The sequence below is a fragment of the uncultured Mucilaginibacter sp. genome, from assembly GCF_913773635.1.
Lineage (GTDB): Bacteria > Bacteroidota > Bacteroidia > Sphingobacteriales > Sphingobacteriaceae > Mucilaginibacter.
Window position 1 is genome coordinate 308,055 of sequence record NZ_CAJYGQ010000013.1, and the last position, 15,267, is coordinate 323,321.

Here is a 15,267-nt window from a genome sequence, read left to right on the forward strand (position 1 = left end):
GCGTAATAACCACACATAGCAATCACTTATAACTCACTGTAAACCAAACTACTTTTGGTTTATTAAATTATTTTTTCACAAATTCGTTAATACCAATCCAATTATAAAAACCAATTACATTATGACCTTACTTTATGATTATCTGATCTATTTTATTCCTATTGTTGGAATTATTGGCCTATTGGCAATGGCAACAAAATCGGCATGGGTAACAAAGCAACCCTCCGGAGATGCCGGCATGAGTCAGTTGGCCGGTTACATTGCTGATGGGGCAATGGCTTTTTTACGTGCCGAGTGGAAAGTGCTGAGCTACTTCGCCGTTATTGCAGTTGTGCTGTTAGCGTGGTCGGGCACTACGGTCGAAAATTCAAGCCCCGTAATTGCCGTATCATTTGTTATCGGGGCATTTCTTTCCGCCTTTGCAGGCTATTTAGGTATGCGCATTGCTACTAAAGCCAACGTACGCACAACAGAGGCGGCCAAAACCAGCTTAGCTAAGGCTTTAAAAGTATCGTTCACCGGCGGCACCGTAATGGGCCTTGGCGTTGCCGGATTAGCTGTATTAGGCTTAGGTTCACTGTTCATCTTATTTTACCATATATATGTGGTTAAAACAGGCGGCGGTGTAAATGGAGAGGCCATGTCAAAAGCGCTGGAGGTGCTGGCAGGTTTCTCCCTGGGTGCCGAATCAATTGCATTGTTTGCCCGTGTAGGTGGCGGTATTTATACCAAAGCGGCCGATGTTGGCGCCGACCTTGTTGGTAAGGTTGAGGCCGGTATACCTGAAGATGATGTACGCAACCCTGCTACCATTGCCGACAATGTTGGCGACAACGTAGGTGACGTGGCCGGTATGGGTGCCGATCTTTTTGGGTCCTATGTAGCCACCATACTTGCCACCATGGTATTAGGAAGAGAAATAGTATCGGCAGATAATTTTGGCGGTATTGCGCCTGTGCTTTTACCCATGGTTATAGCAGGGTTAGGTTTGTTGTTTTCAATTGTAAGTGCATCGTTTGTACGCATCAGCAAGGAGAATGACAGTGTGCAAAAGGCTTTGAATTTGGGGAACTGGTCGTCAATATTTTTAACGGCAATAGCTACCTTTTTTGTAGTGAACTGGATGCTGCCCGAAGGCTCCTTTCACCTGGTGCGTGATGAAGATGCAAACGGAGCCATTAAGGCAGGTGCACTGGTGTTTGATAAAACCGGCGTATTCCTTTCTATTGTAGTTGGATTAATAGTTGGCACCCTCATGTCAATTATAACCGAGTATTACACTGCAATGGGTAAAAGGCCTGTGCTAAGCATCATCAGGCAATCATCAACCGGGCATGCCACCAATATAATAGGAGGCCTTGCGGTAGGTATGGAATCTACGGTGCTGCCAATTATTGTGCTGGCAGCAGGCATATTTGGCTCATACCATTTTGCTGGCTTGTATGGTGTGGCAATTGCCGCAGCAGGCATGATGGCTACTACCGCCATGCAACTTGCAATTGATGCCTTCGGACCGATTGCCGACAACGCAGGTGGCATAGCCGAAATGAATCAGTTACCTGAAGAGGTACGTCACCGTACTGACAACCTGGATGCTGTGGGCAATACTACCGCTGCAACAGGTAAAGGCTTTGCCATTGCATCAGCAGCACTCACGTCACTTGCCTTATTTGCGGCATTTGTGGGTGTGGCGGGTATTGAGCATATAGATATATATAAGGCCGATGTACTGGCCGGGCTTTTTGTAGGCGGCATGATACCGTTCATTTTTTCGGCGCTCGCAATATCAGCTGTGGGCAGGGCAGCTATGGCCATGGTTGAGGAGGTACGTCGACAGTTCAGGGAGATTCCAGGTATTATGGAATACAAGGCCAAACCCGAGTATGAAAAATGTGTGGCTATATCAACCAAAGCATCCATACGCGAAATGATTGCACCGGGCTTAATTACACTTATCACACCTATTATTATAGGCTTTGCCTTTGGGCCAGAAGTTTTGGGCGGGTTATTGGCTGGTGTTACAGTATCTGGAGTTTTAATGGGCATATTTCAAAGTAATGCAGGTGGTGCGTGGGATAACGCCAAAAAGTCATTTGAAAAGGGCGTTGAAATAAATGGCGAAATGTTCTATAAAAAATCCGACCCGCACAAAGCATCGGTAACAGGCGATACCGTGGGCGACCCATTTAAAGACACCTCAGGCCCATCAATGAATATTTTGATTAAGCTGATGTCCATAGTATCATTGGTGATTGCGCCACACCTAAATCATGAGAGCAACGTAAACAGCCGCATCAAAAAAGAGCTTAACACGCAAAGCAGCACAAAACACACTGTCATCCATAATAAACATATTTAATTAAAGAAGGGGCTTAACAGGCCCCTTCTTCATTTTGATATTATCATTTTCATTTTGTAGGTTTGTTTTATACGCTAATGCTAATTGCATTAAACGTTTGGAAGAATACTGTACCTCTTGTTGCAAACTTCCGCATACTTAACCAATTGTAACTTAAGGGCGCTTTTGCCCGGGCTCTAATTTTATTGATTAATGATCCTATTCGGAAGAGTAAGGATGCTATTGTTGCGCACAATTGCGTACCTGATAGACAGTTTTATATTGTTTATACTTGTTATAGCAGGCTTTCAGTCGTTTTTATTAATTACAGGCTTGCACCCCTTTATTGGCCGTCACTTGTATAGCATAAGCGGTAATGAATTACACATATGGCTGTTTGCCTCAATTATTATTCCGGTGTACATGTATTTTGTGACCATGTTTAACACCCGGGCACAGGCAACCCTGGGCATGCGAGCCGCCCGCTTGCAAATTAACACACCAGGGCGCATTGGCATTGGTGGAGCCATGCTCCGAGCACTTATTATGCTTGTGCCCTGGGAGCTTACGCACATAGCATTGAGCTACCCTAAACCATTTTGGGTACATCATCACCTTCAAAGTCCGCTTTTGTACATTGCGTTGAGCTTAACCTGCCTTTATTGGCTGTTACCACTGCTTAATTTGCATGGAAAAAGCATTCATGACTTCATTACAGGTACAATTATTATAAGATGGCACATGCCTTCAATTAAAAAGCCGTAATTTTTATTTTACAAAGCCTCTGAAACGCCATTTTCTTTATAATACCGAGAAAATTGAGTACGTTTGGAGGTAATTTTTATTAGACTATTGTAGAAACAACTATTCTGAAATGCGATTTAAGAAACCTTTGGATGTTTTGCTCAAAGAAGCCTCTGCCACCGGCGAAGGCTCACTGAAGCGTACACTAACCAGCTTTAACCTCGTGGCCTTAGGGATAGGTGCCATTATTGGTGCCGGCTTGTTCTCACTTACCGGTTTGGCGGCTGCCAACAATGCCGGTCCCGCTGTTACTATCTCGTTTATGATTGGTGCTATAGGCTGTGCTTTTGCAGGCCTTTGCTACGCTGAATTTGCCAGCATGATTCCGATTGCCGGCAGCGCGTACACCTATTCATACGCTACCATGGGCGAATTTATGGCCTGGGTAATTGGCTGGGATTTGATACTTGAATATGCCTTGGGCGCTGCAACGGTTTCTATAAGCTGGTCGCAATACCTTGTTAAATTTCTCCATTACTTTGATATAACTATACCTCCGCAGCTTACCATGTCGCCGTGGGAAACTGTAACCCTTGCCGATGGTAGTGTTGTAAGCGGCGTTATGAATTTGCCTGCCGTATTTATTATCATGTGTCTTTCGTTACTGCTTATTCGTGGTACAAGAGAATCGGCTTTCATCAACAACCTTCTTGTTGTTTTAAAGGTTGCGGTTGTTTTGGTATTCATTGCTGTGGGCTGGGGATATATTAACCCTGCTAATCACGTGCCTTACATTCCCGAAAACACCGGAAAATTCGGCGAGTTTGGCTGGTCTGGTGTGCTACGTGCTTCGGGCTTAGTGTTCTTTGCCTTTATTGGTTTTGACGCGGTGTCAACTGCTGCACAGGAAGCTAAAAATCCAAAAGTAGGCATGCCTGTAGGTATTATTGGTTCATTAGTAATTTGTACCATACTTTACGTGTTGTTTTCGCACGTTATGACCGGTGTGGCTAATTACAAAGAATTTAAAGACAGTGCTGCACCTGTGGCGGTTGCTATTGCTAAAACACCATACGCCTGGTTGCAAAAAGCAATTATTGTTGCCATACTTGCCGGTTATACTTCGGTTATACTGGTTATGCTTATGGGTCAATCACGTATATTTTATACCATGTCAAAAGACGGATTGGTTCCTAAAGCGTTTTCAAGCCTGCACCGCAAGTTTCAAACACCTTACAAATCAAACTTACTATTTGCAGGTTTTGTGAGTTTATTTGGTGCCTTTGTACCTGTTAGGGTTGTAGGTGAAATGGTGTCGATAGGTACATTATTTGCTTTCGTACTGGTATGTGTTGGCGTATTGGTTATCAGAAAAACCGATCCTCAACTTCCAAGACCTTTCAAAACCCCTTGGGTGCCGTTTGTTCCGGTAATGGGTGTGATTATATGCGTTGTAATGATGCTTGCATTACCGGCCGATACCTGGTTAAGGCTTGCCGGCTGGATGCTTTTAGGCTTGATCATTTACATGGTATACGGTAAAAAACATTCAGTTATACGTAATCAGGGTAACTCGGTAACTCTAGACCCGCCAACTACTCCATTTACAAAATAATTTATATAATTTCTTATACGGAAAGGTTCTGCTACATAAGCAGAACCTTTTTTGCTTTTAATCCTTTTGTTTACCGTAACCAATACATAAACGTGCGAACAAGGGATGAAGGCTGATAAAAATTTATGGATACTGGTGCTGATTTGCGTAATCAACTCCATGGGTTTTGGCATCATTGTACCCTTGCTATATGATTATGGAAAAAAGTTTGGCCTCAATGAGCAAACCATTGGCATACTGACTGCCTCATTTTCGGTAGCACAATTTTTTGCGACACCACTATTAGGAGGCCTTTCTGATAAGTGGGGCCGCAAACCATTGCTGGCCATTAGCCTTGCCGGAACATGTATTTCATTTTTAATTTTTGCCTTTGCACAAAACCTCGTTATGCTTTTTGCAGCACGAATTTTAGATGGCATTACCGGCGGAAATATCTCTGTTGCGCAAGCAATGGTGTCTGATAAGTCGACTGATGAAGATCGAGCTAAAAAATTCGGTATTTTGAGTTCGGCATTTGGGTTTGGTTTTGTGATTGGGCCCGCTTTAGGGGGCTTACTCAGTAAATTCGGCATGCAGGTACCCTTTTACTTTGCTGCAGGCATAGCGCTTATTGGAGCGCTTTGCAGCACGTTTATATTAAAGGAAACAAAAGAGAAAGTTGCTGAAAGCAGCGAACCAGAAAACGCTAATGATAAGCAGCAGACAGCCGACGGTAAACATCATGAATTTACATTTGCATCGCTTATTACTGCGTTGAAAATGCCAGTTATTGGCACTGCGGTTTTAACGGGTTTTTTACTTACTACAGCTCAATTTGTGATGATACTTGGCTTTCAAACCTTTTCGGCAGATGTGTTAAAAATTAAACCTACACAGATTGGTTTGCTTTATGCAGGCTTTGGGGTAACAGGTATAATTATGCAATTATTAGTACCGTTTGTAACCAGGCAAATTTCATCTAAATCATTAATCCTGCTGTTATCTACCCTGGTTTGCATGGCGGCCATGTTGTTTACAGGATTTACAGGCGCTATCATTCCGTTTGCATGCGGCCTGTTTGTTTACGGCCTTTTTAACGGTTTAAGGGGCCCAATGCTCAACGCTATTATTGCCAACCATAACGATGACAACCGGCAGGGTGAAATATTAGGTGTAAACCAATCTTACGCTTCGTTAGGGCAAACTCTGGGCCCTGTATTAGCAGGGCTGATAACGGTGATATCAGTACATGCAGTCTTCTTTTTGTCGGCATTTTTTATTTTGACGGGCTTTTTGCTTACCTTTCGCTTAAGAGCCAAAGAGAAACAAAACGCCTCAGTAAGCCATGCTTGATATTTTCGACCCACGACAAATTTTGTCGGTAACCATGATTTTATTTGCCATTATTGATATTTTAGGTACCATACCCATCATTATTGATTTAAGGCAACGTGCAGGTCATATCGAATCTGAAAAGGCAGCTTTCACTGTTTTGGTACTCATGATAGTCTTCCTTTTTGTGGGCGAAGAACTGTTAAAAATCATCGGTCTTGATATATCCTCATTTGCCATTGCAGGCTCATTAGTGATATTCATCATTGCCATGGAGATGATTTTAGGCATTAAGTTCTTCAAAGAGGATGATCATATACCGGCAACCGTTTCTATTGTTCCACTGGCTTTTCCGCTAATAGCTGGTGCCGGTACGATGACAACCTTGCTATCACTTAAGTCACAGTACGCCACTGCTAACATAATTGTGGGCATTACCCTTAATACTGTTATTGTTTACGTGGTGCTCAAAAACGTAAAGCTGCTTGAACAGCTTTTGGGAAAAACCGGGCTGGGCGTGCTACGTAAAGCTTTTGGTATTATACTACTGGCAATTGCTATCAAACTATTCAGGAGTAATAGTGGGCTGTAAGAGGGTACCGCTTTTATGATTACCTTACCGGCAATTTCCAGCCATATACTACTGCCAAAATCCGCATACCGCATATGCATACAATAGCTATCAAACGAGCAATATTGGCATCTAAAAACTGCATAAGGCTTAAATAAAGCATTCCTCCTGCTATACAAGCCGTTGCATATATCTCCTTACGCCTAAAAATGGTGGGGATGTTATTAAGCAACACATCGCGCAATACGCCACCAAAGCAACCTGTTATAGTACCAAGCATAACGCATACCACAGGATTAAGCCCGGCATCCAAACCTTTTTGCATACCAATAATGGTAAATAGCCCAAGCCCCAGGGCGTCAAAAAGAAATAGTGTTGTTTTGAAGTTTTTGATATACTTTTTAAAGAAGATGGCGGCAAGCGCCGTACCCAATATAATAAGGGCATCATTCATATTGCGCATCCAGGTTACAGGGGTGTAACCAATAAGCACATCGCGCAGGGTACCGCCACCAATGGCAGTTACAAAAGCTATTACCAATACGCCAAACACATCCAGCCGCTTTTGCATGGCCGAAAATGCTCCCGATATGGTAAATGCTACCGTGCCGAGTAGTTCAATGATGATCTCTTCGTTAAGTTTCACCTCTTACACCTCTCCTTCCCGCTTGCGTAGCAGCCATTCCGTGCTCAACAGCGTAAGTATAAATACAAAAAGCCATTTGCTATCTATAAGGTCACTGTAGCGCTGATCATCGTACACAATAGTCTTTATGTTATCGTTCTTTTTGATAAGTTCTGCCAGCTGGTTCAACTGCGAGGGTTGCAGCATTTGTGCGCCCGACTGTTTGGCAATGCCATACAGTAACCGATGATTGGCGGTGCTTTGCCTGCTTTCGAGGTTGAGCGGCTTTATGGTGAATTGTCCTTTTACAGTAAATGGCTGTTTGCCCAATTGTGTATTAGCGGCGTAATCATAGTTCCCTTCCGGCAGTATACCCGCGTTTAGCTGGTAACTTTGAGCAGTACGGCTAAATAAAAAACTAAAGTTTTTTCCGTTACTGTTTTTGATATTGATGTTTACATCGGGCGTATTAACGAGTTGCAAGGCGTCATTGTATAGCTCGGCATTAAGTAAAACGTTTTCGCCTTCATCAAACACGTTTTTACTCGCGTAAGCCCTGAAACGTTGGCGGCTAGCATTTGCAGTCAGATACTGAATGCTCTGGCTTAGCAGTTCCTCCATGGCGCTATGACTACCAAAAGTTCCAAATTCTGCTAAATTCCAACGCCATAAACCCTCTCCCGCCAGCGTGGCTGTTCTGCGCCCATTGCTCTCGTTGAATGCCATAAGCGGAAAGTCGGTATTTACGTTACCAATGCGCTGCTTAAGCAGCACTGATGAACCTGAGGCCGCACCATAGTTACCAAACGGCGACAATAATGGCGGAAGGCGATTGAGCTTGCCAAGGGTTGAATCGGTAAGGGTAAAAAGCGAGAAGTCTTTTGTAGACTGTGCAAATGTCTCCTGCACTTCATTACGCCCGGCAATTATACGGATAGTATTTTGCGCCTGGTTAAAGTCAGTCATATCGTTTTGTGCACCACAAATGTACCATAACGGCACCTTGCTGTCGGCTGTAAAGCTTTTGAGGCTTATATGATCAGATGGGGTAATTTGATAGAGGATAATAAGCCCGTAATCGGCTAAACTCAAGGAAGACAATTTATCTGTTTGTACCGTTTTTAACTCGTAGTTGCGGTTGCGTTCCACCAGTTGTTTTATAACGCTCACATCAGGATGGGGGGCTGCATAGGCAAGCAATATCTTTTGTCGTGCATCTAACACCTCAATGTAAACCGTCTCGGCATTATTATCGGTTGAAAGCTCATTTGCAACCGGAGCCAGCTTAACCGTAAATTGATGCACACCTTTTTTATCAGCTGTTAATTTTACCGGTATTACTTTACGAAATGCAGAAGAATTAGCCGGTATGTTTTGAGTGTACACAATGCGGCCATCTTCGGCAACGGTAAGGCGCAGCGTTTCGCCCTGGCTTTGATACGCCTCGGCAAGTACCTCCATTATAAAATCGTTACCGAGGTAAGCGGTTTTATTGTAATTTATGTTGCTTATAAGTAAATCGCGTCGCGGAATGGTATCGCCCAGTGCAATGGTGTAAATGCTTGCTTTAAGATTCCGTGCTTCATATTGCGGATCGGTACCCTGATTATACAAACCATCGGTTGCCAGTACCACCGCCCCGATATTTTGATTTACGAAGCGCTCATTAAGCTGACGTATGGCTACCGCTATATTAGTTTGCTTGCCATTATTGGCGGTTGAAAGGCCATCATGAAGATTACTATCAAAGTTGAACTCACGTACATCATAATCAGTGCCTAATTGCTTTTTAATATCGGCTAAGCGGCTATTGAAGTTATGTGAATTAAAACCTTGCGGCTTGAAACTATTAATTGATGAAGAATTGTCCTGCGCAATTAATACAAGTGGTTTTTGAGGCTGATAAGTAACTGATTTTACAAGCGGCGATACAAGCAAGAACGCAATAATAGCTACTGCAACCGCACGTAATGCGGAAAGGCCCCAACGCGCTTTACTACCAAGAGTAACCGGGCTACGGTACAGCAACCAGGCATAAAGTATTCCCAGCAGCAAACACAAAGGCGTATACCATCCCGAAACGTTCCCCCAGGTTATTGAAAACAAAAACAGCATATCTGTATTCCAAATATGCTGTTTTATTTTGATTTATTCATTTGGCCAGCGCCGTATCAATTGATAATGCGCAGCTAAACGTTGTTGATTTTTATACGGATAGGGCCTTTAATATGGTTTACATCAACCGGCTTACCTTTTTGTGTAATGCTTACTCTGCCTTGTTGATGTAATACTATAGCGGCTTGCCTTACTTCCTCCATATGCTTACGCCAATGCGTATTGTACAGAGCACGCGCAACTTCAGACGGGCAAATCGTCTTATCAGCACCTCGTTCGGTGGCCATTGCCAGTACGGTATTGCTTATAATATTTTCTTTAATCATCTTATTGAACAAGCAACAAAGCAATATGTATCCCGGCCCCCGTACTCTCTATCCTAGTTAAGCCATACCACCATCAACCGAAATAACTTGACCGGTGATGTAAGTGCTCATGTCTGACGCTAAAAATACACAGGCGTTGGCAATGTCTTCAGTTTCGCCGGCACGCTTAAGCGGAATGTTTTGTGTCCAGCCTTCCACTACTTTAGGATCTAAAACCTCGGTCATTTCTGTTTTAATAAAACCGGGAGCAACCACGTTGGTACGTATGTTACGTGAGCCTAACTCTTTAGCCATTGACTTAGAGAAACCGACGATACCAGCCTTTGAAGCGGCGTAATTACCCTGACCGGCGTTACCTTGTATACCAACTACCGAACTCATGTTGATAAACACACCCTGGCGGGCCTTCATCATTATTTTAGAAGCAGCTTTGGTAACGTTAAAAATTGATTTAAGGTTAACGTTCAAAACCTCGTCCCATTGCTCCTCGGTCATGCGCATTAATAAACCGTCTTTTGTAATACCGGCGTTGTTTACTACAATATCAAGCTTACCAAAATCAGCAACAATATCATTGATGAGTTTATCGGCTTCATCAAATTTTGAAGCATCTGAGCGGTAACCTTTTACCTGGGTACCAAACGCCTGCAATTCCTGCTCTAAAGCCTGTCCTTTTTCAACAGATGATAAATAGGTGAATGCAACGTTAGCACCTTGCTCTGCAAACTTTTCGGCAATTTTGCGACCTATACCTTTTGATGCTCCGGTGATGAGCGCGGTTTTTCCTTCTAGTAATTTCATGTATTCAAAAAATAATTTTTTCGAGGGTGTGAAGGTAGGAATTTTAGTTTTTAGTTCATAGATGATAGTTTGAGGTCAGTCTATCAGCGCCAACAATGAAAAAGCCTTTTCAATCAATCCATTGCTAAACATCATCAAAGTTATTTTGTTACCCTATCTCAATAACGCAACAGCATGTATACCGCCAAAATAATACGTCACCGGCACAAATTTCATCATTACATGAATGATGACTTGAAAGAGGTGAAAGAAGAAACGCATTTTAAAATTGTATTTTCAGAACCGGCCGAGTTTGACAGGTTTCGCGAGTGGATAAAACAACACGAAGGCGAATACAATTATAATAAAGAAGAAAGCCGACAAGAGGGCAAGTTTCCTAAAGTGCCCATTTTTCACGATGAAATTTGCTGGTGCGATATCATGACTTACTACCTTTTACACGTAGCAGGCTATCATTTTCACAGCACCATACACCCTTATAAAGGAGAGGTATACGTTAAAAATTAGTTATTAAATTAAGAGCCGGGGAGTAAGAACCAAACATTTATTTAATGGTGCACCTTGCTTTCCTGCTCTTAATTCTTGTTTTTATTTTTTCCTGGCACCTTTTTTCAATTCACTTTCTGATTTTACCACCTTAGTACCATTTTCCTGCTTAATTTCATAAGCGGGTTCATCTTTGGTGGCTTTGCGCTTAACGGTAGTGCCTTTAGTTTTCTTTTTTACGGTATCAGTATGCTTTGCTTCAACTTTACCTTCAGCTTCTGATTTTCCCCATTTCCAGTGTACGGTATCTCCCTTTTTCATAACTATAGATGTTTTTTGAACTAACATTTACAATTAGCCTGCCACTATTCAATAATAAACACAAAAGTGGTGTGTATAAGAGGCTTTAAAGGTCACTTGGAGAAGTGAGCGTGCTGCATTACATTGATAGCCGCGGTTCACAAAACTTATGGGAATCTTATCCGAAGCTATTCTACACGTAATGTATCAATAATAGCTTTAGCACCGTTAGGGCTGGTAAATTTAAGGAAGTACGTACCGCTTTTTACAGGTGTAAATTTAAATTCTTTAGAATGCTCAACTTCTTTGCCATTACAATCTTCCATGGGATTTGTAGTAGTGTAAAGTTGTATGCGCATGGTATCACTCAGTTTGTCAGTTTTAAAACTGCTGAATTTTTCGCAGTTCCCGCTGTAAGGCCATGATACTTTAAAAGTAAGCTCTTGATTTATGGTGGCTGTGGTTGGACCGTTTACCCCTGCAATGGAGGCTTGCTTTAACTCTTTAAAATTATCAACATTTACTACGTCCTTTAACTCCGATTTCTGGCAAGAAACGGCAGTAAAAAAAAGGAAAATAATAAGTACTGATAAAATTTTATTCATAGTTCAAAGTGGTTGATGCTTGAACAAACGGTTTTACAAAGTAGACTAAACGGAATTAATCAGGTTTAATTGTTACCAAAGCTATTTTTTAATTATGAATATAGCAATAACAAAACGTTAAATATAAACTTTGTATCAATAAAGTTGCCCGGGGCTGACACTAGTGGCTTCAACAAAAAAGCCGGAACTCGAAAGTTACCGGCTTTTGCTTATATATATAAAATGTTGAACGCTTACTTCATCAATTCCACAAAATCATCAAACAAATAACGGCTATCATGCGGACCTGGTGATGATTCAGGGTGATACTGTACCGAAAAGGCCTTTTTATCTTTTACACGTATACCTTCAATTGATTGGTCATTAAGGTTTAAGTGTGTAATTTCTACTTTCTCAGATGCGTGAACGGCATCGGGAACCACGCCAAAGCCATGGTTTTGTGAAGTAACCTCACAATGATCTTTAATGATATTTTTAACCGGGTGATTTAATCCGCGGTGACCGTTAAACATCTTTTTAGTTGGAATATCATTAGCTAATGCAAGTAACTGGTGACCTAAGCAGATACCAAACATAGGTTTATCGGCAGCTAATATTTCTTTTACAGTTTCAACTGCATAAGGCATTGCTGATGGATCGCCGGGGCCGTTTGATATGAAGTAACCGTTTGGTTTGAAATCAGCCTCCATTTCGGCAAAAGTAGTTTTGGCAGGGTAAACCTTGGCGTATACATCACGATCACTAAAGTTGCGTAAGATGTTCTTTTTAACACCTAAATCTAAAACTGCTACGCGGTAAGTGGCGTCTTCTTTACCAAAAGTATAAGTCTCGGTAGTTGAAACCTGTGATGACAGCTCTAAACCATCCATTGAAGGCACAGATGCCAAACGTGCTTTAAGTTCTTCAATATCCAAAATTTCAGAGGAAATAATGGCGTTCATAGCACCTTTATCACGTATATGGCGAACCAGCTGACGGGTATCAATGTCTGATATACAGGTAATATTTTGCTCCTGAAAGTAATCCTGAATAGACTCGTCAGCCTGTTTACGGCTGTAAGCAATATTGTAGTTTTTACAAACCAAACCGGCAATTTGTATCCTGCCAGATTCTACTTCTTCATTACTGATGCCATAATTACCAATATGCGCATTGGTGGTAACCATAATTTGGCCAAAGTATGATGGATCAGTAAAAATTTCCTGATAGCCCGTCATGCCGGTGTTAAAGCAAATTTCGCCGGTGGTGGTGCCTATCTTGCCGGCAGCTTTGCCATGAAAAACAGTACCATCAGCCAATAACAAAACAGCAGGTAACTTGGTGTAGTTGGTCATTTTGCAAAAAAATTAAAGGAATTAAAAATAAGCCGGTCGGCTTGGTGAGCAGTTCCGTGAAAGCAGTAGTTTTGCAGCATTGAAGGTGCGTCTGTATTCACGGCGCAAAGGTAAGTAATTTTAATGTTTACACTAAGTAAATTTTAAATAATTAATTGTACGGGAGTTTCTAACTTTGCGTTCGCGAATAGAGCCGGGAGACAAGAACCAAGAGCTAAGATGTACGATCACTATAGAGTCGTTGCATCTTTTCTTGATTCTTGGCTCTTGGTTCTTGGCTCTATCCCCAAAACTATGTCAGTAAATAAAGAAATTAAACGCGTTACTACCCACAGCATACAGGCAATGAAAGCCAAAGGCGAAAAAATTGCGATGCTTACGGCGTATGATTATACCATGGGCAAAATTGTTGACGATGCCGGTATAGACGTTATCCTCGTTGGCGATTCGGCTTCAAACGTAATGGCGGGGCATGAAACAACGCTGCCTATTACGTTAGATCAGATGATCTATCACGCCTCATCGGTAGTGCGTGCAGCTTCTCGATCATTGGTAGTAGTTGATTTGCCTTTTGGTTCTTACCAAGGCAACTCAAAAGAGGCATTGAGCTCGGCCATACGTATTATGAAAGAATCGGGTGCGCATGCGGTAAAGCTGGAAGGTGGAATTGAAATTGCCGAGTCAATTAGCCGCATACTTACAGCAGGCATACCGGTAATGGGCCATTTGGGCTTAACACCACAATCGATATATAAATTTGGCACCTACACCGTACGTGCTAAAGAAGAAGCCGAGGCACAAAAGCTGCGCGATGATGCCATGAAGTTGCAGGAGCTTGGTTGTTTTGCCGTAGTGTTAGAAAAAATACCCGCGCAACTGGCTAAAGAAGTTACCGATAGCCTGCAGATACCAACCATAGGAATAGGCGCAGGTCAATATTGCGATGGACAGGTGTTAGTTATACATGATATGCTGGGAATGAATAAAGGCTTCCGTCCGCGTTTTTTACGCCAGTACGCATCCTTGTATGAGGTTATGAATGAGGCGGTGCAGGGTTATGTTAGTGATGTAAAGGCTAAAGATTTCCCAAGCGAAAAAGAGCAGTATTAATGGGACAGTCAAGATAATAGAGTCAGAAATCAAGACTCTTGTTTGCTTATAATATTGCTTGAAGTAGAAAAAGTGCCTATATAGTACTATTTGCATTAGTAGCGTAAAGCTTAAAACTTTCTGTTTATGCAATCGTATTTTAACTAAGCACCAGCCTCAATCTAAATTAAACTATGGCCAAAATTGATACCAGTACGCCGCAACCTAATATTACCGATGCCGACGTTTTATATGAAGACAATCATATAATAGCCATTAACAAACGGGCTGGCGATATTGTGCAGGTTGATGATACCGGCGATGAGCCGCTTGACGAAAAAGTTAAGCGTTACATTGCCGCTAAATACAATAAACCCAACGGTGCGTTTTTGGGCGTTGTACACCGGCTGGACCGCCCGGTAAGTGGTGTTATTTTATTTGCCAAAACCAGTAAAGCATTAGAGCGGCTTAATGAAATGTTTAAAACGCGTAACATGCGTAAAACGTACTATGCTGTAGTGCGCAACCGACCAAACCCGCCATATGGCGATTTGGTGCACTGGCTGGTAAAAAATCCGCAAAAAAACGTTACCAAAGCGCATGACCAAGAAGTTAAGGGCAGCCAGCGTTCGGAGCTACATTACCGTTTGGCGGGCGAGCTTAATGGCTACTGCCTTATACAGGTAAATCCTATTACGGGTCGTCCGCACCAGATACGCGTCCAGCTTTCAACTTTAAACTGCCCTATTGTAGGTGATAATAAATATGGGTATCCGCGCGGCAGCCTTAAAAAAAGCATTTGCTTACATGCCCGCCGACTTCAATTTATCCATCCGGTAAAGAAAGAACCGGTTGACATACTTGCCCCCCTGCCGAAAGACGGCTTTTGGGAAAAGTTTGCATCGTTAATACAGGATAAGGATGATCAGATTGTATTGAAAAAAGATTGATGTAACGGTATCATCCAGGCATGCATATTAAACAGGATGTGTGCCTGTTACTATATT

Annotated in this window: 15 protein-coding genes; 8 read left to right on the plus strand and 7 right to left on the minus strand. The window is 42.3% G+C overall.

Translation table 11 applies throughout. The features are described from left to right. Window positions 1-121: 121 nt before the first annotated feature. The 5 genes from QZ407_RS16905 to QZ407_RS16925 all read left to right on the plus strand — a co-directional run bounded on the left by QZ407_RS16905 (window position 122) and on the right by QZ407_RS16925 (window position 6,600). On the plus strand, window positions 122-2,359 hold the full coding sequence (locus QZ407_RS16905; RefSeq protein WP_295773261.1) for a sodium-translocating pyrophosphatase: 2,238 nt from the start codon (window positions 122-124) through the stop codon (window positions 2,357-2,359). A gap of 192 nt (window positions 2,360-2,551) precedes the next feature. Continuing rightward, the gene (locus QZ407_RS16910; RefSeq protein WP_295773263.1) at window positions 2,552-3,103 is read left to right on the plus strand and encodes an RDD family protein; all 552 of its coding nucleotides are present in this window, start codon (window positions 2,552-2,554) and stop codon (window positions 3,101-3,103) included. 109 nt (window positions 3,104-3,212) lie between these two features. Beyond that, window positions 3,213-4,697, plus strand: a complete 1,485-nt coding sequence (locus tag QZ407_RS16915; protein ID WP_295773264.1) for an amino acid permease — start codon at window positions 3,213-3,215, stop codon at window positions 4,695-4,697. A 105-nt stretch (window positions 4,698-4,802) separates the two neighbouring features. Beyond that, on the plus strand, window positions 4,803-6,029 hold the full coding sequence (locus tag QZ407_RS16920; RefSeq protein ID WP_295773268.1) for an MFS transporter: 1,227 nt from the start codon (window positions 4,803-4,805) through the stop codon (window positions 6,027-6,029). Next, a complete protein-coding gene (locus tag QZ407_RS16925; protein ID WP_157539584.1) occupies window positions 6,022-6,600 on the plus strand; it encodes a MarC family protein in 579 nt (192 codons plus the stop codon). The genes QZ407_RS16920 and QZ407_RS16925 overlap by 8 nt, the downstream gene beginning before the upstream one ends. A gap of 19 nt (window positions 6,601-6,619) precedes the next feature. Here QZ407_RS16925 and QZ407_RS16930 read toward each other — a convergent pair whose 3' ends face one another. The 4 genes from QZ407_RS16930 to fabG all read right to left on the minus strand — a co-directional run bounded on the left by QZ407_RS16930 (window position 6,620) and on the right by fabG (window position 10,446). Then, entirely contained in the window at window positions 6,620-7,225 is a 606-nt protein-coding gene (locus QZ407_RS16930; protein WP_295773272.1) for a trimeric intracellular cation channel family protein, read from the minus strand. A gap of 3 nt (window positions 7,226-7,228) precedes the next feature. Next, window positions 7,229-9,319: a hypothetical protein gene (locus QZ407_RS16935; RefSeq protein ID WP_295773275.1), complete on the minus strand. Its 2,091-nt coding sequence runs from the start codon at window positions 9,317-9,319 to the stop codon at window positions 7,229-7,231. A gap of 74 nt (window positions 9,320-9,393) precedes the next feature. Further along, on the minus strand, window positions 9,394-9,645 hold the full coding sequence (locus QZ407_RS16940; protein WP_295773279.1) for a DUF3253 domain-containing protein: 252 nt from the start codon (window positions 9,643-9,645) through the stop codon (window positions 9,394-9,396). Between the two features lie 57 nt (window positions 9,646-9,702). Next, complete coding sequence (fabG, locus tag QZ407_RS16945) at window positions 9,703-10,446, minus strand: 3-oxoacyl-[acyl-carrier-protein] reductase (protein ID WP_295773281.1); 744 nt, start codon at window positions 10,444-10,446, stop codon at window positions 9,703-9,705. A gap of 174 nt (window positions 10,447-10,620) precedes the next feature. Here fabG and QZ407_RS16950 point away from each other — a divergent pair, with 174 nt between their 5' ends. Beyond that, the gene (locus QZ407_RS16950) at window positions 10,621-10,953 is read left to right on the plus strand and encodes a hypothetical protein (protein WP_295773283.1); all 333 of its coding nucleotides are present in this window, start codon (window positions 10,621-10,623) and stop codon (window positions 10,951-10,953) included. An 81-nt stretch (window positions 10,954-11,034) separates the two neighbouring features. Here QZ407_RS16950 and QZ407_RS16955 read toward each other — a convergent pair whose 3' ends face one another. The 3 genes from QZ407_RS16955 to carA form a co-directional block, all read right to left on the minus strand. Then, window positions 11,035-11,253, minus strand: coding sequence for a DUF2945 domain-containing protein (locus QZ407_RS16955; RefSeq protein ID WP_295773286.1), 219 nt, complete (start codon window positions 11,251-11,253; stop codon window positions 11,035-11,037). 167 nt (window positions 11,254-11,420) lie between these two features. Next, a complete protein-coding gene (locus tag QZ407_RS16960; RefSeq protein WP_295773289.1) occupies window positions 11,421-11,837 on the minus strand; it encodes a hypothetical protein in 417 nt (138 codons plus the stop codon). A 233-nt stretch (window positions 11,838-12,070) separates the two neighbouring features. Further along, window positions 12,071-13,171 carry a glutamine-hydrolyzing carbamoyl-phosphate synthase small subunit gene (carA, locus tag QZ407_RS16965; protein ID WP_295773292.1) on the minus strand — a complete coding sequence of 367 codons (1,101 nt, stop codon included), beginning with the start codon at window positions 13,169-13,171 and terminating at the stop codon, window positions 12,071-12,073. 294 nt (window positions 13,172-13,465) lie between these two features. Between carA and panB the strand changes: the two genes are divergently transcribed. Together panB and QZ407_RS16975 are read left to right on the plus strand one after the other, a co-directional pair. Then, window positions 13,466-14,281 carry a 3-methyl-2-oxobutanoate hydroxymethyltransferase gene (panB, locus tag QZ407_RS16970; protein WP_295773295.1) on the plus strand — a complete coding sequence of 272 codons (816 nt, stop codon included), beginning with the start codon at window positions 13,466-13,468 and terminating at the stop codon, window positions 14,279-14,281. Between the two features lie 173 nt (window positions 14,282-14,454). Next, a complete protein-coding gene (locus tag QZ407_RS16975; RefSeq protein WP_295773297.1) occupies window positions 14,455-15,210 on the plus strand; it encodes an RluA family pseudouridine synthase in 756 nt (251 codons plus the stop codon). Window positions 15,211-15,267 lie beyond the last annotated feature (57 nt).